Origin of the sequence: Lysinibacillus sp. NPDC097214, from assembly GCF_050277945.1 — a bacterium.
Lineage (GTDB): Bacteria > Bacillota > Bacilli > Bacillales_A > Planococcaceae > Lysinibacillus > Lysinibacillus xylanilyticus_B.
Map to the genome: position 1 here is coordinate 73579 of NZ_JBNNSS010000009.1, position 20935 is coordinate 94513.

A 20935-nucleotide genomic window follows, 5' to 3' on the forward strand; every position below is an offset into this window, starting at 1 on the left:
ACAACGATGAACAAAAAAAGCTTAAAGCTAATCTATAATAATAGCTTAGTTGGGCCAAGTATTTTTTTCGCTCTTCTATTTTGCATCCCACTAGTTGGATCTAATTATACACTCGCTATTTTTACGATGATTGGGTTTTATGCATTAGTATGTATCGGTTTAACGATGCTAACAGGCTATGCTGGACAAATTTCACTAGGACACGCGGCCTTTTATGGGATTGGTGCCTACACGTCTGCTTATATGACAGCTACATTAGGGTTATCTCCTTGGTTAGCGATATTGGTAGGGGCACTCATTTCTGCACTTGTTGCAATAGTAATCGGCATTCCTACATTTAAGTTGAAGGGCTATTATTTAGCGTTAGCAACACTAGGGTTTGGGATTATTGTTTACACAGCATTTAAAGAATTAACGTCCATTACAGGTGGATCGAATGGCTTTTTTGGAATACCACCTATTCATTTATTCGACTTTGAATTCGTTACAGATCAAAGTTATTTTTATCTTATTTGGATATTTGTTTTTATGGCACTGATTTTCTCACGTAATATTATTCACTCAAGAATTGGGCGTGGATTACGTTCGATTGAGGGGAGTGAGATTGCAGCGGATGCCGTTGGTGTAAATTTAATGAAATATAAATTACAAATTTTTGTGACAAGTGCTATTTTCACATCTATTTCCGGTTCGCTATTAGCACACTATGTATCATTTATTAATCCGAATTTATTTACAGCAAATACCTCTATTTATTTATTAATAATGGTGATTATTGGTGGGTTAAATAATATTTGGGGTTCCATTGTCGGTTCAGCTGCTTATGTTTTACTAGGTGAACTATTAAAACACTTTGTACCAGTAATTTTCCCTAACATTGGAGGGGAATTCGAAATTGTTTTCTTCGGTATATTGCTAGTTTTAACGTTGATTTATATGCCTAATGGCTTAGTTCCTCAATTTATGAAAGTTGTCGCAAAGCTTAACAAGAAAGAACGTCCTATATCGTTAGAGTTCACAATCGATACACAAGCTCCAGGAGGTAAAACAAATGACTAACAAGGAGCTTATCTTAAGTGTAGAAAACTTAACGAAAGTATTTGGGGGAGTTGTTGCTGTTGACAATGTGTCCTTCACGATTAATAAAGGTGAAATATTTGCAGTTATTGGTCCTAACGGTGCAGGGAAAACAACACTTTTTAATATGATAACGGGCGTATTGCCAAGTTCATCGGGGGATGTCTATTTTCAAGGGAAGCGGTTAACAAGAAAAAAGCCTTATCAAATTGCTCAAGCAGGTGTAACAAGAACATTTCAGAACCTAGAAGTTTTCGATAATATGACCGTTATCGAGAATGTGATGACTGGTGCACATATTGCAATGAAAACAAATATTTTAACGGCTGGGTTACGCTTACCTACTGTCGTGAAAGAAGAAATTTATACAATGGAAAGAGCATTACAATGTTTAAAAGATGTAGGTATTGCTGAGTATGCTTATGAAATGTCCGATAAATTGCCTTATGGTAGTCAACGACTTCTTGAAATTGCACGTGCAGCAATTTCCAAGCCTCAACTCATTTTATTAGATGAACCAATGGCAGGTCTAAACGCTGAGGAATCGAGGCAATTAGTGAAGGTCATATTAAAAATGCGCGCAGAGGGAATGACTTTTTTATTTGTAGAACATGATATGGAAACTGTTATGTCTATTTCAGATCGTTTAGTTGTTGTAGATAACGGGGTCAAGATCGGAGAAGGTACTCCAGAAGAGATTTACAAAAATCCAAAGGTTGTGGCAGCGTACTTAGGCGACGATGAAGCGGAAGAAGGTGTGGTCTATGCTTAAAGTCGAAAACTTACATACTTATCACGGGCATTTACATGTTCTTGAAGGTATTGACTTCGAACTAGTAGAAGGAGAGTTATTATCGATAGTTGGATCAAATGGTGCAGGGAAAAGTACACTTCTCGGGACACTCGCAGGTGTGTATTCACCGAGTGAAGGGAAAATTGAATACAAAGGGTTAGATATTACGAAAGATGGTGTACAAAAGACAGTTGCCAATGGGATATGTTTAGTGCCTGAAAGAAGACAGATTTTTTCTGCATTATCTGTCAAGGACAATTTGATGCTCGGTGCTTATCACCGCTATAGTAGAGAGAAAAAAACTGTACATCGAGATTACGAGGAAATTGTAGAATTATTTCCACGCTTAAAGCAAATGCTTAATCGCCCGGGTGGTTTACTTTCAGGTGGGGAACAACAAATGGTGGCCATTGGGCGAGGTTTAATGGCCAACCCGAAAGTTTTGATGCTTGATGAACCATCATTAGGACTAGCTCCTCTAATAGTCAAAGACATTATGTCTATTTTACGTAGATTATGTGATGAACGAGGTGTCACGATCATTTTGGTAGAGCAGAATGTGAAAGCTGCATTGAAGGTGGCTGACCGTGCCTGTGTATTAGCCCATGGGAAAATGGCCATTTCAGGTACAGCACAAGAGCTGTTGAATGACCCGAAAATCCAAGAGGCATACTTCGGTAAACAACAGACAACGTCGAAGAATAGTATGCAAGTATAAAAATTGCTTCATTAAGATTCCTCCTTGTTGTATGTAATGTGTGACGTAACAAGTGAGGGATTTTACTATGTCAAAAAAGATGTGAGAAACCTTTATAACGCTAAAAAGGCTACTCACATCTGTTACTTATTCGATGAAATTTTCTGTCTTACGATAAACCATCGCTTCCATTGTTGCGCATAATTCATCGTTGCTCCAAACTTGAATTCGATACCAGGCTAAACGGCGAGTTTTTTTTACTTCTTCTGCGAGGGCTGTTAGTGGGTGTTCGGCCAAGCCCGCGCTCATGTAATGGATGGTATTCGTTACACCGACAGCTGTCTTGCCGTATGAATTACTAGCTGCTGCAAAGGCGTAGTCAGCTATCGAAAAAATAATACCTCCATGTACAGTACCATGTGTATTGAGCATATGAGGCGTTGGAGAAAGTGTCACTTTTGCAAAACCTGCTTTTAATTCTATTAATTCCATCCCTAAATAATTTGCGTATGGTTCCTTAGATAAAGCTTCAAAAATTTTATCATAATTCTCCTCGTGTTGTTGCGTCTCCGTTAATGTCAAAGTAAATCCCCCTTTGTTTATAACTTCATTTCTACCATTCGTGTAATATATAAAAATCATACATACATATTAATAACGAATGGAATTAAAGTGAAACATAAAATTAATTTAACACCTATTATTGGGAAAGTAAAACGTATTAACGTAGGGTGTAGGTTTGTTTTGAGTTTTCTATTAATTTTAGTGTGATAGTTTAATCAGTGCTTAATAATAGCGGATTTGAAGGGAGGATTCACGAAGTGTTTTTTGGGTTTCTAAATAAAAGTATTTAAGATAAAACGTTCATAGGCGACGAATTAACCAACTTTAATCAGAAAAAATAAAATATATTGACAATTCGGACAAATAAGTTTATCTTAATGTTAATTACGAAACTAATACTCTCGTTTTTTATTTGTTATATTAGATGAATTGTAATAGCATAAAGGGGGGCTAGGAAATGTATCATCTAGAAATAGAAACAGCTTCAAGGGAAGAAATGGCCAGGATTCAGCTAGAGAGATTAAAAGCAACTGTTGAAAAAGTTTATAACAATACACCTTTCTACAAGGCACAGTTTGATGAGCTTGGGGTTAAACCAGCTGATATTCAAAGTTTAGAAGATATTCGCAAATTGCCATTTACTAAAAAAGTAAATTTACGTGAGCAATATCCATTTAAACTTTTTGCAGTACCTATGGATGATGTAGTCCGCATTCACGCTTCTTCGGGAACTAGTGGAAAGCCAACAATTGTTGGTTATACAAAAAATGATATCGAGATGTGGTCGGGACTTTTAGCTCGCGCTATTGTTACCGCAGGGGGACGTAAATCAGATATCTTTCATAATGCATATGGATATGGTCTATTTACTGGGGGGTTGGGTTTACACTACGGAGCTGAAACTTTAGGCGCGGCAGTTGTACCGATCTCAGGTGGAAATACAGAACGTCAAATTACATTAATTGAAGATTTTAAACCACGAGGGATCGCAGGTACACCTTCTTATATTTTAACCATCGCTGAAAAGATGGAGGAAATGGGAAATGATCCAGCGGCGAATGGGATTGAATATGGAATTTTTGGAGCGGAGCCGTGGTCAGAGGAAATGCGCCATGCTATAGAAAATAAATTTAAAATTCGAGCAATGGATATTTATGGTTTAAGTGAAGTGCTAGGTCCTGGTGTATCGATCGAATGCTATGAAGCGCAAGATGGTTTACATATAGCTGAAGATCATTTCTTAGTTGAAGTTATTGATCCGGATACATTAGAGCCTGTAGCTGATGGAGAATACGGAGAATTGGTTATCACAAGTTTAACGAAGGAAGCGTTACCAATTATTCGTTATCGTACAGGTGATATTACATCGATTACACGTGAAAAATGTAAATGTGGACGTACAACAATGCGTATGGCACGTGTTAAGGGACGTACAGATGACATGCTAATTATTCGTGGAGTAAATGTTTTTCCATCTGAAATCGAGCGTGAGTTATTGCAAATTGAAGGGCTGGCACCTCACTATCAAATCCATTTATTGAAAAAAGGAAATATGGATGCTATCGAACTACATGTTGAGTTAACACCGAAGTTATATGAAAAGGTAGCAGGTGACCTAAACCATCCGTTAATACAATTACTAACGAAGGAAATCAAGCACGATTTAAAAAATGCCTGCTTAATTTCCGTTAGGCTTGTCATTGAAAATATCGGTTCTATTCCACGCTCTGAAGGAAAGGCAATTCGTGTCATTGATAGAAGAATGGAGCGGAAGGAGGTTCTTCAATGATTGATACTGAGCAAATAAAAGATGTGACCATTATAGGTGGAGGTCCTGTTGGTATGTTTGCAGCCTTCTATGGTGGTATGCGAGGCATGAGCGTCAAAATTCTTGAAAGTCTTCCTCACTTGGGCGGCCAGTTAGCTGCTCTATATCCAGAAAAATATATTTATGATATTGCGGGATTTCCGAAAATTCGCGCGCAAGATATTATCAATAATTTGAAAGAACAAATGAATACTTTCCCAGTGGATGTCTGTACGAAAGAATCTGTACAAACAATCGAAAAAGATGAAAACGGTATTTTCAAGATTGTTACCACTAAAAGTACGCATTATTCTCGCACTATACTGATCACTGCTGGAAACGGTGCATTTAAAGTTCGTACGCTTGAATTAGACGGGGAAGAAAAGTATGCACAACGTAATTTGCATTACTTCATTAATGATCTCAATGCTTTTAAAGATCGAAATGTGATGGTTTTCGGTGGTGGTGATTCAGCGGTCGATTGGGCGATGATGCTAGAACCAATTGCTAAAAAAGTCTCTATTGTCCATAGACGTGATAAATTCCGTGCACATGAACATAGCGTAGAAAACTTAATGCAATCATCTGTTGAGGTGATCACACCTTATATACCTGAAGAACTTATAGGGGAAGATCGCATTACACATATTAAATTAAAGCATGCAAAAGACGAAACGCAACAACCAATCTATGGAGTAGATGATATTATCGTGAACTTTGGTTTTGTTTCCTCTTTAGGTGCCATTAAAGATTGGGGCTTAGAAATTAACAAAAACTCCATCGTCGTTAATTCACGCATGGAAACGAACATTCCAGGTATTTATGCGGCAGGTGATATTTGCACATATGATGGGAAAGTAAAGTTAATTGTTAGTGGGTTTGGAGAGGCACCTACTGCTATTAGTAACGCAAAAGTCTACATTGATCCAACATCTAAAGTGCAGCCGTTGCATAGTACGAGTCTAATGGAGGAAAAAAAGAAACAACTTACCTAATGTTATAGGTTGGTGAAAGGAATGAGTGTATGGCGAAATTCACTAGAGTAGATCAAGATACATGTATTGCTTGTGGGGCATGTGGCGCATCCGCTCCGGATATTTTTGACTATAATGACGAAGGAATAGCATTTGTTATTTTAGACAACAACAAAGGTTGTACAGAAGTTCCGATTGATTTATATGATGATTTAGAGGATGCGATGGAAGGATGTCCAACAGAATCAATTAAAGTAGCAAACGATAATAAGATCTTGTTGGAAGTGTGATTTTTTTTGCCCTCCAACATAACATAATAGTAACGATTATCAGAAAATGGTTATATAAGGAGGCTTTTATTATGAGTGTTGTTACTCAATTATCTGAACAACAATTACAAGAGCAATTCGAGGCGCGGATTGCTGCAGGTGAAAAGATAGAAGCAGATGATTGGATGCCAGAAGAATATCGCTTGGCACTAATCAAATTAATTTCGATGCATGGTATTAGTGAAATTATGGGTGCTCTTCCTGAGAAAGAATGGGTTCCGAAAGCACCGACTTTATATCGAAAGCTAGGCATTATGGCAAAGGTTCAAGATGAGATGGGGCATGGTCAATTATTATTACGCGTAGCAGAGGATTTGCTTAAACCATATGGTAAAAATCGCGGCGATTTAATGATTGATTTATTCGAAGGACGTCTAAAGTTCCACAACGTATTCCATATGGAATCAAAATCGTGGGGGGATGCCGGGTTAATTGGCTGGCTTGTTGATGGCGCGGCCATTATTTCACAAACCAACATGTTAGGTGCTTCATACGGGCCTTATGCGCGAGCTTTACAACGTATTTGTGCGGAAGAAGTATTCCATGCACAACACGGTGAAGCCATTATTATGGCATTGGTAGAAGGTACACCTGAACAGCGTGAGCTTGTACAAGATGCGTTAAATCGTTGGTGGGAATCACTATTATTTTTCTTTGGCCCAGCGACCAAAGACACAACAGGTACTAGCAAACAAGATGTAACCATTAAATATAAAATTCGTGTTAATACGAATGAAGAGCTACGACAAAGCTTTTTATCTAAATACATTCCTCGTATTCAATCGATCGGCTTAACTGTGCCAGATCCAACTTTGCACTTTGATAAAGCGCAAAATAAATGGATTTACCAAGAGCCAAACTGGGAAGATTTCAAGAAAATCCAGCGCAACGAAGGTCCGTGTTCACAAGAACGCTTAGCACTTCGTCGTTCATCCTATGAAAATAACGCTTGGGTACGAGAAGCGTTATCAGCTCTAGTAAATTAACTCTTTAGAGAGGAGGGATCATCGTGGAAAAACAATCTTTCTATCAAGAATTTGAAGTATTTAGCAAACGAACACCCACATCAAATTTTCAACATCAGTTTAGCCTTTTAGCACCAAATGGAGAAATGGCGTTAGTGATGGCACAGGAAAATTTTATGCGTCGGGAGCCTGTAGTGGACATTTGGGTCGTCAATCGCAAACATTTACACGGCCTTACTCAAGGCAATAAACAAGCGCTACAACGACTAGACAATAAAGATTACCGTACAACAAAAGGCTATGGCTATTTAAAGAAAAAATGGCGCCACTATGAACAAGTCATGCTGGATGAAAAAGAAATTCTATCTTGGGCCGGAGGAGGGAAGAAAAATGAATAACGAAGTAACGCCTGATGATAAAAAGGCAGTCATTACACTACTTTATCAATTAGCGGATGATGATTATTTATTTTCATATCGTGGCTCCGAATGGCTTGGACTGGCGCCGCATATTGAGGAAGATGTAGCATTCTCGTCCATTACACAAGATACTATGGGGCACGCAAAATTATACTACACACTTTTAGAAGAACTTGGCGAAGGTGCTTTAGATTCATTAGCACAGCTTCGGCCAAAAGAGGAGCGTTGTAACAGTCTACTCGTAGAACGACCGAATGGAGAAGGTTACTACAAAGAAGCGCCGAATTATGACTGGGCATACGCAGTAGCACGTAATTTTATCTATACAACAGCGAAAAAAGCGAAGATGGATGCACTAAAGGCTAGCAGTTATGCGCCTATCCGCGAAGTAGCTGTGAAAATTAGTACGGAACTTTATTATCATCAGATGCATTGGACAACGTGGTTTACGCAATTATGTACAGCAACAGAAGAATCACGTTCACGTATGATGACAGCATTACAAGAAGTAATTAAAGATGCCGGTGATTTATTGTCATATGGCAAAGCAGCTAGTCATATAACATCATGTGAGTTAATTGAGCAAGAAGCGGCCGTGAAAGAACGTTGGTCGGCCATTGTAACACCAACTTTTAAAGCAGTAGAAATCGCTTTACCTGTATTGCCAGAACCGATTATGAATGGTCGCAATGGCCAACATACAGACGATTTAACATCGGCAATCGAAACAATGTCAGAGGTGTATCGTTCTGATTTGGCGGCGAGCTGGTAATGATCAATTAAGAAGGAAGGGGGATAACGATGACAACTACGGGTCTGCACGAAGCGCACATCTATGAGGTACTCGATACAGTGAAGGACCCTGAAATTGATACGGTGAGTATTATAGACCTTGGCATGATTGAGCGTGTTCAAGTGAATGATGGCTATATCCGTATTGAAGTGCTACCAACATTTTCAGGATGTCCTGCATTGACAATTATTCAACAAAATATAAAAAAAGCAGTCGAACAACTAGAAGGCGTTCATGAAGTGAGTGTCGTGTTTATCAATCATCCTACCTGGACTTCGGATCGTGTAACAGAAAAGGGACGAGAAGGACTAAAGCAATTCGGTATTGCTCCACCGCCTCGTTTTTTACAAGAAGACGGCTCTTGGCATGTAGACTGCCCGTATTGTGGTTCTACGTATGTCACGCTTGAAAATATTTTTGGTCCAACAGCTTGTCGCAGTATCTTATATTGCAAAAGCTGTAAAAATCCATTCGAAGCAATGAAAATAATTTCTACTTCCATGTAGACAAAGGAGCGTATTTTAAAATGGCAAAATTAATCGCGTTATATAAACATCCTGTTGATAAAGTGGCATTTGATGAGCATTATGAAAAGGTTCATACTCCGATTACTGCGAAAATCCCAGGCTTACGAGAAATGAAAGTGACAAAATTTAATGCAACTCCAATGGGCACAGAAACACCGTACTACTTAATGTGTGAAATGACATACGATAGTGCAGAAGATTTAAAGCTTGGACTACGGTCACCGGAAGGGAAAGCGTCGGGCAAAGATTTAATGAGCTTTGCGAGCGATATCGTCACATTAATAATCGGTGAAGATGCGTAATGACAGCATTCACATTTATTGAAGAAACAATTGACAGTGGGATAGGTTATATCTACTTAAACCGCCCTCGCCAATACAATTCATTAAATCGTGCAATGGTTCGTGAAATTGTGCAGGCGATGGAATTGTTTGATCGTGACGAAGACGTGAAGGTCATCGTTATAGCCGGAAATGGAAAAGCGTTTTCATCAGGTGCAGATATTGATGAAATGGCGGCAGACAACACGGTTCGATTAGAGCTTTTAAATCAGTTTGCTGATTGGGATCGTATAGGGCAGATTAAAAAGCCTATTATCGGTAGTGTCAAAGGATTCGTTTTCGGAGGTGGCTTTGAATTAGCCCTTTGCTGTGATGTATTAATCGCGGCAGAGGGAACAGAATTTAGCTTCCCAGAAATAAATCTTGGCGTTATGCCTGGTGCGGGTGGTACACAGCGCTTAACAAAATTAGTAGGACGAACAAAAGCATTAGAGTGGATTTGGAGTGCAGCTAGGATTACTGCTGATGATGCGCTCACATATGGCATCATCAACAAGGTTGTGCAACCAGAGATATTAATAGAAGAAACCCATAAAATGGCGACGATGTTTGCACAAAAACCCGCTTTTGCTTTACGTCTTATTAAAGAAGCTGTCAACAAAGCTGTAGATTACTCGCTTTATGAAGGTATGCAGTTTGAACGAAAAAATTTCTATTTACTATTCTCTTCAGAAGATCAAAAAGAAGGTATGCAAGCATTTGTTGAAAAACGTCAACCGAACTTTAAGGGGAGATAATTATGTTTGAAACCATTCAATACGAACTAAAAGAATCCGTAGCTTATATTTCATTAAATCGTCCAGAAACATTAAATGCATTTACTGCGCAGATGAATCATGAAATTCGTACTGCTGTTAAACAAGCATCTATAAATGATGATGTACGATGCATTGTCATTCGTGGTGAAGGACGTGCATTTTGTTCAGGTCAAGATCTTTCAGTTATTGGTGAAGATACAAAACTTGGTGATATTTTAACAGATGATTATGGTCCGATGGTTCAACAGTTACATAACTGTGAAAAACCGATTATCGCAGCTGTAAATGGTGCAGCTGCAGGTGCTGGCTTTAGTTTAGCGCTTGCTGCGGACTTCCGATTAATGTCGGAAAATTCCTTCTTTATGAATGCCTTTATTCATGTAGGCTTAATTCCGGATTCAGGGAATTTATACTTTTTGAAACGATTAGTTGGCGATGCTAAAGCACTTGAAATTTCTGTGCTCGGTCAACGTATTAAATCAGAGGAAGCTAGACAATTAGGTTTAACAACTGCTGTCTATAGCAATGAAACATTTGAAGATGACGTCCATACATTCGCTCAACAGATTGTCAAGTTACCAACAAAAGCAATCGGCCTTATTAAACGTAATATCAAGGCAGCAGAACACTTAAAGTTCGAAGATTTCCTTGTTTACGAAGCACAAAGCCAAAGTATCGCCGGAGCGACGGACGACCATCAAGAAGGTATGAAAGCATTTGCAGAAAAAAGACAACCTCAATTTAATGGACAATAAAAAGGAGTGAATGATAATGACACAACAAGTACAAGAGAAAGTATTAGTGAAACGCAATTTTTATCATTTAATTATTAATGGTGAAAAGGTAGAGAGCAGTAATGGTGAGACATTCCAAACAGTTAATCCTGCGACGGGTGAAGTAGTAGCGACTGTCGCTAAAGCTTCACAGGAGGACGCAGAACGCGCAGTACAAGCTGCCCGTGAAGCATTTGATAAAGGAAAGTGGAAGCAATATCCTGTTAATCGTCGTGCACAGGTGCTCCATAAGATTGCTGCTATTATGCGCTCTCGCTTTAATGAAATCGTAGAACTTGAGATGCTGGATACAGGGAAATCTCTTGGCACTGCGCAAGGACAAGTGAACCAAGCAATAGAAGATTTCGAATTCTACGCAGGTGCAATTGTTGGTCATCGTGGAGCAGTGAATAATATGCCGGGTCAATTTCATAATTACACAGAAAAAGAGCCTGTCGGAGTATGTGCACAAATTGTCCCTTGGAATTACCCACTCATGATGGCTGCTTGGAAAATTGCTCCAGCTATTGCTGTTGGTTGTTCGGTTATTGTTAAACCAGCTTCTTTAACGCCTTTAACAGCAATCGTGTTAGGTGAAATTTGCTTAGAAGCAGGTGTTCCAGCAGGGGTTGTCAACATTATTCCTGGTTCAGGGAAAGATGTAGGGAATTATTTAGTGGAACATCAGCAAATCGATAAAGTAGCCTTCACAGGTTCAACACCAGTCGGCAAAGGAATTATGGAAAAAGCTTCTCAAACATTAAAACGCGTTACATTAGAGCTAGGTGGGAAATCACCAAATCTAGTGTTCGAAGATGCAGATATTGATGCGGCGGTAGATGGCTCACTATACGGCATTTTCTATAACTCGGGCCAATCTTGTGAAGCACGTTCACGCTTATACGTGCATAAAGACATTTATGATGAGTTTTTAGAGAAATTTGTTGCTAAAACAAAAGCTATTAAACTAGGTGATCCATTTGATAAAGGTACTCACATGGGAGCGATTATCGACCAAGACCAGTTAGATACGATCGATGGCTATGTGAAATCTGCCATTGAAGAGGGCGCAACAATTTTAACAGGTGGCAAAGTAGCGGCTGTAGAGGGCTTTGAAGAAGGTTTCTGGTATGAGCCAACTGTAATTACAAACGTCACTCAATCCATGAAAGTTGTTCAAGAAGAAATATTTGGTCCGGTAGTGGTTGTGATGCCATTTAGCAATGAAAAAGAAGCGATTCAACTAGCGAATGATTCGGAATTCGGTTTAGGCTCAGCGGTTTGGTCTAAAGATGGGGCACGTGCTACTCGTGTAGCTAATCAAATTCAAGCGGGAATCGTGATGGTCAATTGTCCATTCTCCGCAATGCCGGGTACCCCATTTGGCGGGTATAAGCAATCTGGTTTCGGACGTGAGCTATGTATCGAAACATTAGATTTATATACAGAGACGAAAAGTATCATTTCATATTATGGTAGCCGCCCACTAAATCCACTAGGCGTCTAACCACCACAAAAACCATATGCGATGAGATATCTTCACTCTTCGTATGTGGTTTTCATAATAAGGAGGTTCTTTAATGAAAAAAGTTATAGTCATCGGATCCGGGGTTATGGGACGCGGTATTGCCTACGTAAGTGCAGTCAGTGGCTTTGAAACAGCTATTATAGACATTAACGAACAGGCTTTACAAAATGCCCAAAATGAAATTACAGCCATTTTCGAAAAATCTGTCGGACGCGGAAAATTAACAGTGCAACAAGTACAAGAAGCAACATTACGTCTGACTTATAATACAAACTTGGCAACTATCGCAAAGAAAGCAGACTTAATCATTGAGGCCGTACCTGAAAAAGGGGACATTAAACGAGCTGTATTTGAGCAGATGGAACAGTTTGCCCCGCCTCATTGTTTATTTGCAACTAATACTTCAACAATGAGTCCAACAGAAATTGCTTCCTATGCAAAACGACCTGAACAAACGATTGCGATGCACTTTTTTAATCCTGTGCATAAAATGGAACTTGTTGAAATTATTAGAGGTTTGGAAACGAGTGATGAGACAGTCCGAGCTATTTGTGAAATTGCCGAACAAATGGGCAAACAAACGGTCGTTATCAATGAATTTCCAGGTTTCGTTACAAGCCGTATTAGTGCGCTTGTAGGGAATGAAGCATTTTATATGTTACAGGAAGGCTTAGGTAGTCCTGAAGACATCGATAAAGCGATTAAACTAGGTTTGAATTATCCAATGGGACCATTCGAATTAGTCGATTTAGTCGGTCTTGATGTACGTCTGAATAATTTACGATATTTACATGAAAAGCTCGGTGAAAAATATCGCCCAGCACCACTGCTTGAACAATATGTACAAGCTGGACGTTTAGGACGAAAGAGCGGGAAAGGGGTTTATGACTATAGCGAGCAAAAAGAGGTGGTGAAAAAATGACTGAAGTCGTGATCGTAGATGCTGTTCGTACACCAATTGGTCGTTATAAAGGTGCATTAAAAACCGTTCGGCCAGATGATTTAGCTGCCACTGTCATAAAGGCGCTTATAGAACGTAACCCAAAGGTTCCAGTCGAACAAATTGAGGATATTATTTTCGGAAATGCCAACCAAGCGGGAGAGGATAATCGAAACGTCGCCCGTATGGCCGCATTACTTGCCGAGCTACCGATTGAGGTCGGGGGAACTACTATAAATCGTCTTTGTGGTTCAGGCATGGATGCTATACATTTTGCAGCACGTGCTATTAAAAGCGGCGAGGGCGATATTTTTATAGCAGGTGGTACGGAAAGTATGACACGAGCTCCGTTTGTAATGGGTAAACCAGAAGTAGATTATCCGAGGGGCGATCAAAAAATGTTTGATACAACGATCGGCTGGCGTTTTACGAACCCAAAATTGCAAAGCATGTATGGAGCGGAAACAATGCCCCAAACTGCTGAAAACGTAGCGAAGCGTTTTAATATTAGTCGCGAGGAACAAGATGCGTTTGCATTTGAAAGCCAACAACGTGCGAAAAAAGCGATTGCCTCAAACCGTTTCGCAGAAGAAATTGTACCTGTATATGTGAAAGATAAAAAAGGAAATGAAATCATCGTAGATACAGATGAACATCCACGCCCCGATACAACAGTAGAAGCACTTTCTAAACTACGACCTATTTTTGAAAATGGGACTGTGACAGCCGGTAATGCTTCGGGTGTGAATGATGGTGCCTCAGCTTTATTATTAATGAGTACAGAAAAAGCAAAAGAGTTAGGTATAACACCGTTAGCACGATATGTAACAGGTGCTGTAGCAGGATTAGAACCTGCTGTTATGGGATTAGGCCCTATCTATTCTTCAAAAAAAGCATTGCAACGTGCTGGCCTAACAACAAACGACATTGGTTTATATGAAATTAATGAAGCATTTGCTTCCCAAGCAATAGAATCCATGAAGCAGCTTGAATTAAATCCAGCACAAGTTAATGTCAACGGAGGCGCTATAGCATTTGGTCATCCACTAGGAGCAAGCGGTGCCCGAATAGTGACCACATTACTTTACGAAATGAAAAAACAAAAAGTAAAATACGGCCTTGCTTCCATGTGCATCGGTGTTGGGCAAGGGATTGCAACGATTATTGAGAATATCGAATCATAATTAAACAGGTGTACTGATTTACCGTTTTTATACATTCAGACTAATTCGAGGAGGCTGATTTCCGCTACGGGCTACTCGCTTTGTTGCTGCCGCTACGCTTTCGCACAGATAAAACATTTGTCGCTGACGCTTCGCTTTCGCGCAGAGCAAAGCTTCCTGCGGGCGAGCGTCGAGCCGCTTCCTCCGCTTAAGGAACGAAGGCTAAATGCGTCATGTCCTGTGACAATGCCTTCGTGACCAACATCATGTTGGCCTCAGGGTCTCGTCTGTCTCGCTTTCCCGCGGGAGTCGAGTAGCCCTACGCTACAATCAGTTAAAATGGGCATATATTAGCAAAATAGAAAAAAATCCTTATTATCGCTCAATAATAAACCTATTTTTCCTAATCAACACGCCTGAAAATTAAATGGTCAAGGGAATTTTGTTGTGGCGCTTTAAATGAGGTGATTTGCGTGCCGGGCTACTCATCTTAATCGAACGTAATAAACTTATAACAGTGACGCGATTGTAAATCTGTAGTTGCTGACGCTTCGCTTTCAAGCAGAAAACATCTGTTGCTGCATATTCGTTTTAATATTTTAAAATGACATGCCAGAATATACATGTTAGGTGACATGGGTGATTGGAGTGGAGGCTGGGCTACTCCTTGGAGATCAGCGATAGAGGAACGAAGACTAAGAGCATCACATCCTGTGATAACGCCTTCGTGACCAACATCCTGTTGCCCCAAGCGGCTCATCGGACGCCCCCAGGAAAGCGCCCAGCCGGAACGGAAATCACCCCCTTCGTGTTGCAAAAAAGTCATACTTTCTTTTAATTGGACACTTTAATCTCATTAACATAAAAGTTTTTCAACAATACGAAACGGCACAATTAATGTGCCGTTTTTTTGGAAACAATCGAATAGAAAAGGAGAGTTTGCAAATGAAAAGTATTTCATTTAGAATAGAAAATTATATTGCCTATGTAACAATAAATCGTCCAGAGGTGCTAAATTGTTTCAACTATGATACTTTATTTCAACTGCAACAAGTAGTAGACGAATTACATATAGCTGAAAATGTGCGCGCTGTCATTTTTACAGGTGCGGGCGAAAAGGCATTTAGTGCGGGTGCGGATTTAAAAGAACGAAAAACATTAACAACGCAAGAAGTACGTCGCAACGTACGCGCAATTCGAGATGTGTTTAACAGTATAGCAAATTTACCACAACCAACAATTGCAGCAGTTAATGGGCATGCACTTGGTGGTGGATTTGAATGGTTATTAGCATGTGATTTTGCGATTGCAGTTAACGACGCATTACTGGGACTAACTGAAACAAGTTGGGCAATAATTCCTGGCGCAGGTGGTACGCAACGATTACCAAGGTTAATCGGTGAAATGAAAGCGAAAGAAATGATTTTAACAGCAGCGAAAATTACATCTATTGAGGCAGCGTCATTAGGCATTATTTTAAAAGCAGTGCCTCGTGAGGCATTGTTAGATGAATGTGAATCACTCGCAAGGAGGATTATGCGTAATGGTCCTGTCGCTGTTCGACAAGCAAAATATGCCATTACTCAAGGAATGAATACGGATCTACAAACGGGTCTTGCGATCGAATCGAAGGCATACGAATTAGTCATTCCGACAGAAGATCGACTAGAAGCTTTACAAGCATTTAGTGATAAACGGCAACCTGCATTTCAAGGAAAATGAGTAAGAAAGTAGAGGGAGAGAATGGGCGCAAATACACAGTCTATGATTTTTACGCTCTATGGCGATTATATTAGGCATTACGGTTCAAAAATTTGGATTGGAAGTTTGATTCGTTTATTAAAAGAATTCGGTCACACAGAGCAAAATGTACGCGTATCTGTATCTAGAATGGTCAAACAAGGATGGCTACAATCAGAAAAACGAGGGAATCGTAGTTATTATTTTTTAACAAAACGCGGCGAAATACGAATGCAAGAGGCAGCAAATCGTATTTTTAAATTAAAACCGACGAAGTGGGATGGGAAATGGAGACTTTTGATGTACTCTATTCCGGAAGATAAGCGTCAAATTCGAGATGAATTGCGTAAAGAGCTCTTATGGAGTGGATTTGGCTCCTTTTCGAATGGCTGTTGGATATCACCAAATAATTTAGAAGAAGAAGTGAACCTCCTTATTCAAAAATATGATATTGCTAATCATGTAGACTTTTTTACAGCGGAATATATCGGCCCTCATGATCATGAAGCGCTAATAGAAAAAAGCTGGTCGTTGGCTGAAATTGAGGCGCTTTATGAGAAGTTTATGGATCAATATAGTAAGCAATTTATTATTCATCAAAGTGCAATCTCAAGAAAAGAAATGTCAGATGCGGAATGTTTTGTAGAGCGTACAAATCTTGTTCATGAATATCGTAAATTCTTATTTAACGATCCAGGACTACCTCAAGAATTATTACCGCCTATGTGGAGTGGAAATCATGCTGCACTATTATTCCAGGAATATTATAGTTTATTGGAAGGTCCATCTTGTCGTTTTTTTGAAGAAATATTCCATGCAGATAATTAAAAAGCAGAAAAAGCTTGTCCTTAATGGATAAGCTTTTTTTGTGTGTTTAAAGGATCATGACAGAAGATGTTATTTTAGCGACTTCCTGTCCATTTTGAGAGATTGATGCCTCTACATAGCATGTTTTCCGTCCTTTTTTGACAATTGTTGATTCAATTATGGCCGTTCCGATGTTTAGTGGTCGTAGAAATGTTGTTTGCAAATTGATCGAGGCGAATCCTTGATTTCTTTCTAATATTGAAGCCATCGAATAGGCCATCGTAATATCTGCTGCAGAAGTAATAAATCCTCCCATTACGACTTGATGGCCATTTAAAAAGCGTTCATCGACGTTCCAAGAGCAAATCGCTTTACCTGCAACAGCCGACGTTACTTGGATTCCTAATGTTTTGTCACATGCTGGTGGCTCAATTTCCCCATTAATCACTCGCTTTAAATCGATCATCGTCGTCATGATTGAACACCCCTAACTAAGCCTTTGAAATTATTCAGTAATGTCCGATTTAGACATTGCTGTGCATCATCCATCATGGTCTCGAGAAGAGTAGCAACAGTCGGTAAATCTTGAATCATCCCTGCGATTTGGCCGCTGTTCATAAAACCACTTTGCTCATTACCGTCAATAGCTCCTTTAACATGGAATATTTCGGATGTACGTTCTTGATAGTCTGAAAGTGTTATACCTTTTGCTTCATCAGCAAGAAGTGAAGAGGCGTAAGGTGAACTTAACACGCGGCGCACCTGTCCAACAGAACGTCCTAAAATGACCGTTTCCACATCGGTTGCATCAAGTAGCCTTTGTTTATAGGTAGTATGCACTGGCATTTCCTGTGTAGCAATAAAGCGTGTTCCCATCTGTACACCGTCAGCTCCAAGCATTAACGCTGCAGCTAATCCACGACCATCACCAACACCACCTGCCGCTACAACAGGTACAGAAACCGCATCGACTACTTGAGGAATTAGCGTAAAGGTTGTCAATTCTAAATTGGAGTTAATTCCTGCAGCTTCATAACCTTCTGCAACAATCACATCTGCGCCGCCTTGCTCGGCCTTGATAGCATGTTTAACAGAGGCAACAACAGCAATCACTCGAATGTTATGAGCATGCAATTTCTCTATAAATAATGTTGGATTACCTGCCGATAATGAAACGACCGGTACTTTATGTGTAATAGCCAATTGCAATAATTCTTTTGTATAAGGATTGACATTGATCGGTACATTGAGGGCAAACGGTTTTTGAGTTAGTAGCTTCGTTGCTACAATGCGTTCCTCGACTTCTTCTGGTGTCATTGTCCCGCAACCAATTGTTCCTAAGCCACCTGCATTCGATACAGCTGCCACAAGCTTAGGATTGCTGATATTCCCCATTCCACCTTGGATAATTGGAAATTGAATTGCTAAAACAGAACATAATTGATTCAAAAATAGCACCCCCGTTTAAAATATGTTATAATAAATTCTAGCAAAATATTCAGATAAATGAAAGGGTGATTTTTTATGGAGATTACATACGCTTTAAAAAAACCAAATGTTCATGAATCAGTATTTCAGGCGCCAGGTACGTATATTATTGGGGATGTTACGATTGGTGAACAATCGTCTATTTGGTTTAATGCCGTCCTCCGCGGGGATGAAGATAGCATCACTATCGGAAAACGTTGCAGTATCCAAGATAATACAACCATTCATTTATATGAAGGAGCTCCGGTTGTTGTAGAAGATGAAGTAACAGTAGGTCACCAAGTAGTCTTACATGGATGCAAAATTGGTCGCCGTTCGATTGTTGGTATGGGTTCTGTCATTTTAGATCATGCTGAAATTGGAGAAGAATGTATTATTGGAGCAAACACACTTATTACACAAGGCTCGAAAATACCACCACGATCATTGGTTGTTGGCTCACCAGGAAAAGTCGTACGCCAACTGCATGACAAAGACATCGAGTTAATCCAGTTATCAATTGACACATACGTGCAAAAGGGACAAGAATTTAAAGAAATATTAGAGTAAGGTTAACTGAAAACCTTTCAAATGAAGTGAACTAAAAAATAAAATTGCTTGTTAGGGTTGAGTTCGGTTATCGTGTCGAACTTAATCCTTTTAATTTTTATGTCATACGTTTGTCGTTTATTAAAAAGCACTTAGATTTGTTAAAAAAGGAATGATAATGAAAAATGGCTTGTTCGCAAGGTTATTATTTCTCATCTCTCCACACTATATAGTATGATTAAGTTTAGAATTAAGGAGTGTGAGAATATGAGATTCATTAAATTCCTTCTGGTTATTGTCATTGTCCTAGGTGCTATTGGTTATGGGGTTTATCATTTTGGCGTGAAGTACGCATCTGAAAAAGTCGCTGATACAATTTCATCAGAATTAGAGGAAAGTGGACAAATGGATGAAATTAAAAATACGATCGAACGCGACCCTCAATTAAAATCATATATGGAAGAGGCTAAAACTGCAGATAGCAGCAAGTTGCCGTTTACAACAAAAGAAGAGGCGACAAAAGTAATCATTCAAAAAGTTGGGATTTCGGAGCTTAATAATATAAGAATAAAAGTACAAAATGGTTCAATGACGAAAGAACAGGTCATTCAAGAGATGGAAGGTAAATTAACAGACGAAGAAATGATGGCACTAAAAGTAATCGTGTATAAAGAATTATATAAATAAAACGTTGACAGACCATAAAAAGTAAAAAAACAGGACATGCTATTGTAGCGTGTCCTATTTTTTTGCTTTCTAAAGTAGTTTTAATCAAAATGTTTGCCCCATATTTTGTGATAAATCTGTATATAAATGAGAGAGGAATCTAATTTTTTACTTAACTCAAATAATAAAAGGGGAGGCATCATGGCTATATTTAGGGTTCGCAAAAAGGGAATTTAGTTGTGTTAGTCAAAGGATTTTTGAATGACATCCGTTAAAGCTGGAAAGCAAAGGTCGTTTTGAGCAGGTTCTCTGATATGTCAACGAATACCTAATAATCAATAATATGGTATTCTAAAATGGAAGTTTACTATATGCAAAGGGGCATACTTATGAGCGCACATTTCAACTTTACGGATTTTCCCGTATTAGCAACGGAACGTTTTATTTTACGACAAGCACAGGAAAGTGATTGTTTTGATCTATTGGCGCTTTATTCAGATGACAGTGTTGTGCAATACATACCATTGGAACCTTTTAACTTAGTGGAGGATTCAAAAAATGAAATGATTTGGTATGAAAAAATCTTCGAAGATCAGAGTGGCTTACGATGGCTTATAGAGGAACCTATAACCAAAAAAGTAATCGGAACATGTGGTTTTTTAAATTATGAAAAAGCTCATAATCGTATAGAAATTGGTTATGATTTAATTCCTTCTTACTGGAGGAAGGGTGTAATGAAAGAGACTTTAAGTACGATCATTCATTTTGCTTTTACAAAGATGAACATTAATAAAATAGAAGCAAAAGTAGATCCTGAAAATATATCATCCATTAGATTATTGGAAAAATTAAATTTTTATCAAGAAGGTATATTAAGAGAGCATGAATTTGAAAAAGGAAAGTATGTGGATTTAATTAATTTTTCCATTTTAAAAAGGGAATATAAGTAATCGATAATTCTGTTGATTTAATTTGGTGTTGCTTTTTTACAAAAATTAAGAGGGCAGTAAATAATATTCGTATAGGGCTAATCATCTGCATAATAATTTAAGGCATGCATAGTTTTCTTGGTCAATTAATTTGCATAACAATATAAAAAGCTGTAGCGTATGACAACGCTACAGCACAGAATTGGTCTTGCCCTGATAATGGCTTAGCCATCAACAGCAATTATAACACATCGTACGATAAATCAAAGTTCTAATGAGAATTCATTTCAGTGAATTGAATCCAACGTTGGATAGCTGACACAATTGTG

General features: G+C 38.9%; 24 protein-coding genes. 21 read left to right on the forward strand and 3 right to left on the reverse strand.

Features of this window, described 5'->3' with window-relative positions:
• Positions 1-6: 6 nt before the first annotated feature.
• From ACQKMI_RS18925 to ACQKMI_RS18935, 3 genes are read left to right on the forward strand one after another with little or no spacing between them, the layout of a single operon-like run.
• Positions 7-1059, forward strand: coding sequence for a branched-chain amino acid ABC transporter permease (locus ACQKMI_RS18925; protein WP_427491400.1), 1053 nt, complete (start codon positions 7-9; stop codon positions 1057-1059).
• Positions 1052-1849, forward strand: a complete 798-nt coding sequence (locus ACQKMI_RS18930) for an ABC transporter ATP-binding protein (protein ID WP_427491402.1) — start codon at positions 1052-1054, stop codon at positions 1847-1849. Before ACQKMI_RS18925 ends, ACQKMI_RS18930 begins: the two co-directional genes overlap by 8 nt.
• The gene (locus ACQKMI_RS18935) at positions 1842-2588 is read left to right on the forward strand and encodes an ABC transporter ATP-binding protein (RefSeq protein ID WP_427491404.1); all 747 of its coding nucleotides are present in this window, start codon (positions 1842-1844) and stop codon (positions 2586-2588) included. Before ACQKMI_RS18930 ends, ACQKMI_RS18935 begins: the two co-directional genes overlap by 8 nt.
• Before the next feature lie 126 nt (positions 2589-2714).
• On the opposite strand, the gene ACQKMI_RS18940 is transcribed toward ACQKMI_RS18935, so the two are convergent.
• Positions 2715-3149, reverse strand: a complete 435-nt coding sequence (locus ACQKMI_RS18940; protein ID WP_427491406.1) for a PaaI family thioesterase — start codon at positions 3147-3149, stop codon at positions 2715-2717.
• A 439-nt stretch (positions 3150-3588) separates the two neighbouring features.
• Here ACQKMI_RS18940 and ACQKMI_RS18945 point away from each other — a divergent pair, with 439 nt between their 5' ends.
• The 15 genes from ACQKMI_RS18945 (at position 3589) to paaX (ending at position 17016) form a co-directional block, all read left to right on the forward strand.
• Positions 3589-4920, forward strand: coding sequence for a phenylacetate--CoA ligase family protein (locus ACQKMI_RS18945; RefSeq protein ID WP_427491408.1), 1332 nt, complete (start codon positions 3589-3591; stop codon positions 4918-4920).
• The gene (locus tag ACQKMI_RS18950; RefSeq protein ID WP_427491410.1) at positions 4917-5933 is read left to right on the forward strand and encodes an NAD(P)/FAD-dependent oxidoreductase; all 1017 of its coding nucleotides are present in this window, start codon (positions 4917-4919) and stop codon (positions 5931-5933) included. The genes ACQKMI_RS18945 and ACQKMI_RS18950 overlap by 4 nt, the downstream gene beginning before the upstream one ends.
• A 29-nt stretch (positions 5934-5962) precedes the next feature.
• Positions 5963-6202 (forward strand): ferredoxin, encoded by a 240-nt coding sequence (locus ACQKMI_RS18955; RefSeq protein ID WP_427491412.1) that lies wholly within the window; start codon positions 5963-5965, stop codon positions 6200-6202.
• Between the two features lie 71 nt (positions 6203-6273).
• Positions 6274-7227, forward strand: coding sequence for a 1,2-phenylacetyl-CoA epoxidase subunit PaaA (paaA, locus tag ACQKMI_RS18960; protein WP_427491414.1), 954 nt, complete (start codon positions 6274-6276; stop codon positions 7225-7227).
• Between the two features lie 23 nt (positions 7228-7250).
• Positions 7251-7604: a 1,2-phenylacetyl-CoA epoxidase subunit PaaB gene (gene paaB / locus ACQKMI_RS18965; protein WP_427491416.1), complete on the forward strand. Its 354-nt coding sequence runs from the start codon at positions 7251-7253 to the stop codon at positions 7602-7604.
• Entirely contained in the window at positions 7597-8397 is an 801-nt protein-coding gene (gene paaC, locus ACQKMI_RS18970) for a 1,2-phenylacetyl-CoA epoxidase subunit PaaC (protein WP_427491418.1), read from the forward strand. Before paaB ends, paaC begins: the two co-directional genes overlap by 8 nt.
• 29 nt (positions 8398-8426) lie before the next feature.
• The gene (gene paaD / locus ACQKMI_RS18975; protein ID WP_427491419.1) at positions 8427-8924 is read left to right on the forward strand and encodes a 1,2-phenylacetyl-CoA epoxidase subunit PaaD; all 498 of its coding nucleotides are present in this window, start codon (positions 8427-8429) and stop codon (positions 8922-8924) included.
• Positions 8925-8944: 20 nt separating this feature from the next.
• Positions 8945-9247, forward strand: coding sequence for an EthD family reductase (locus ACQKMI_RS18980; protein WP_323649746.1), 303 nt, complete (start codon positions 8945-8947; stop codon positions 9245-9247).
• Positions 9247-10023, forward strand: coding sequence for an enoyl-CoA hydratase/isomerase family protein (locus ACQKMI_RS18985; protein WP_427491421.1), 777 nt, complete (start codon positions 9247-9249; stop codon positions 10021-10023). The genes ACQKMI_RS18980 and ACQKMI_RS18985 overlap by 1 nt, the downstream gene beginning before the upstream one ends.
• Before the next feature lie 2 nt (positions 10024-10025).
• Complete coding sequence (locus tag ACQKMI_RS18990) at positions 10026-10799, forward strand: enoyl-CoA hydratase-related protein (RefSeq protein ID WP_323649749.1); 774 nt, start codon at positions 10026-10028, stop codon at positions 10797-10799.
• A 16-nt stretch (positions 10800-10815) separates the two neighbouring features.
• Positions 10816-12324 (forward strand): aldehyde dehydrogenase family protein, encoded by a 1509-nt coding sequence (locus ACQKMI_RS18995; RefSeq protein WP_427491424.1) that lies wholly within the window; start codon positions 10816-10818, stop codon positions 12322-12324.
• Between the two features lie 73 nt (positions 12325-12397).
• Entirely contained in the window at positions 12398-13267 is an 870-nt protein-coding gene (locus ACQKMI_RS19000; protein WP_427491426.1) for a 3-hydroxyacyl-CoA dehydrogenase, read from the forward strand.
• Entirely contained in the window at positions 13264-14469 is a 1206-nt protein-coding gene (locus ACQKMI_RS19005) for a thiolase family protein (protein ID WP_427491428.1), read from the forward strand. The genes ACQKMI_RS19000 and ACQKMI_RS19005 overlap by 4 nt, the downstream gene beginning before the upstream one ends.
• Before the next feature lie 924 nt (positions 14470-15393).
• Positions 15394-16170: an enoyl-CoA hydratase-related protein gene (locus tag ACQKMI_RS19010; protein WP_427491430.1), complete on the forward strand. Its 777-nt coding sequence runs from the start codon at positions 15394-15396 to the stop codon at positions 16168-16170.
• 21 nt (positions 16171-16191) lie between these two features.
• The gene (gene paaX, locus ACQKMI_RS19015; RefSeq protein WP_427491432.1) at positions 16192-17016 is read left to right on the forward strand and encodes a phenylacetic acid degradation operon negative regulatory protein PaaX; all 825 of its coding nucleotides are present in this window, start codon (positions 16192-16194) and stop codon (positions 17014-17016) included.
• Positions 17017-17062: 46 nt separating this feature from the next.
• On the opposite strand, the gene ACQKMI_RS19020 is transcribed toward paaX, so the two are convergent.
• Together ACQKMI_RS19020 and ACQKMI_RS19025 are read right to left on the reverse strand one after the other, a co-directional pair.
• Positions 17063-17470 carry a PaaI family thioesterase gene (locus ACQKMI_RS19020; protein ID WP_427491434.1) on the reverse strand — a complete coding sequence of 136 codons (408 nt, stop codon included), beginning with the start codon at positions 17468-17470 and terminating at the stop codon, positions 17063-17065.
• Positions 17467-18444 (reverse strand): NAD(P)H-dependent flavin oxidoreductase, encoded by a 978-nt coding sequence (locus ACQKMI_RS19025; protein ID WP_427491436.1) that lies wholly within the window; start codon positions 18442-18444, stop codon positions 17467-17469. The genes ACQKMI_RS19020 and ACQKMI_RS19025 overlap by 4 nt, the downstream gene beginning before the upstream one ends.
• Before the next feature lie 75 nt (positions 18445-18519).
• Between ACQKMI_RS19025 and ACQKMI_RS19030 the strand changes: the two genes are divergently transcribed.
• The 3 genes from ACQKMI_RS19030 (at position 18520) to ACQKMI_RS19040 (ending at position 20627) form a co-directional block, all read left to right on the forward strand.
• Complete coding sequence (locus ACQKMI_RS19030; RefSeq protein WP_427491438.1) at positions 18520-19032, forward strand: gamma carbonic anhydrase family protein; 513 nt, start codon at positions 18520-18522, stop codon at positions 19030-19032.
• 246 nt (positions 19033-19278) lie between these two features.
• Positions 19279-19698 (forward strand): hypothetical protein, encoded by a 420-nt coding sequence (locus tag ACQKMI_RS19035; protein ID WP_323649765.1) that lies wholly within the window; start codon positions 19279-19281, stop codon positions 19696-19698.
• A gap of 335 nt (positions 19699-20033) precedes the next feature.
• A complete protein-coding gene (locus ACQKMI_RS19040; protein ID WP_427491440.1) occupies positions 20034-20627 on the forward strand; it encodes a GNAT family N-acetyltransferase in 594 nt (197 codons plus the stop codon).
• The last annotated feature ends 308 nt before the right edge of the window (positions 20628-20935 follow it).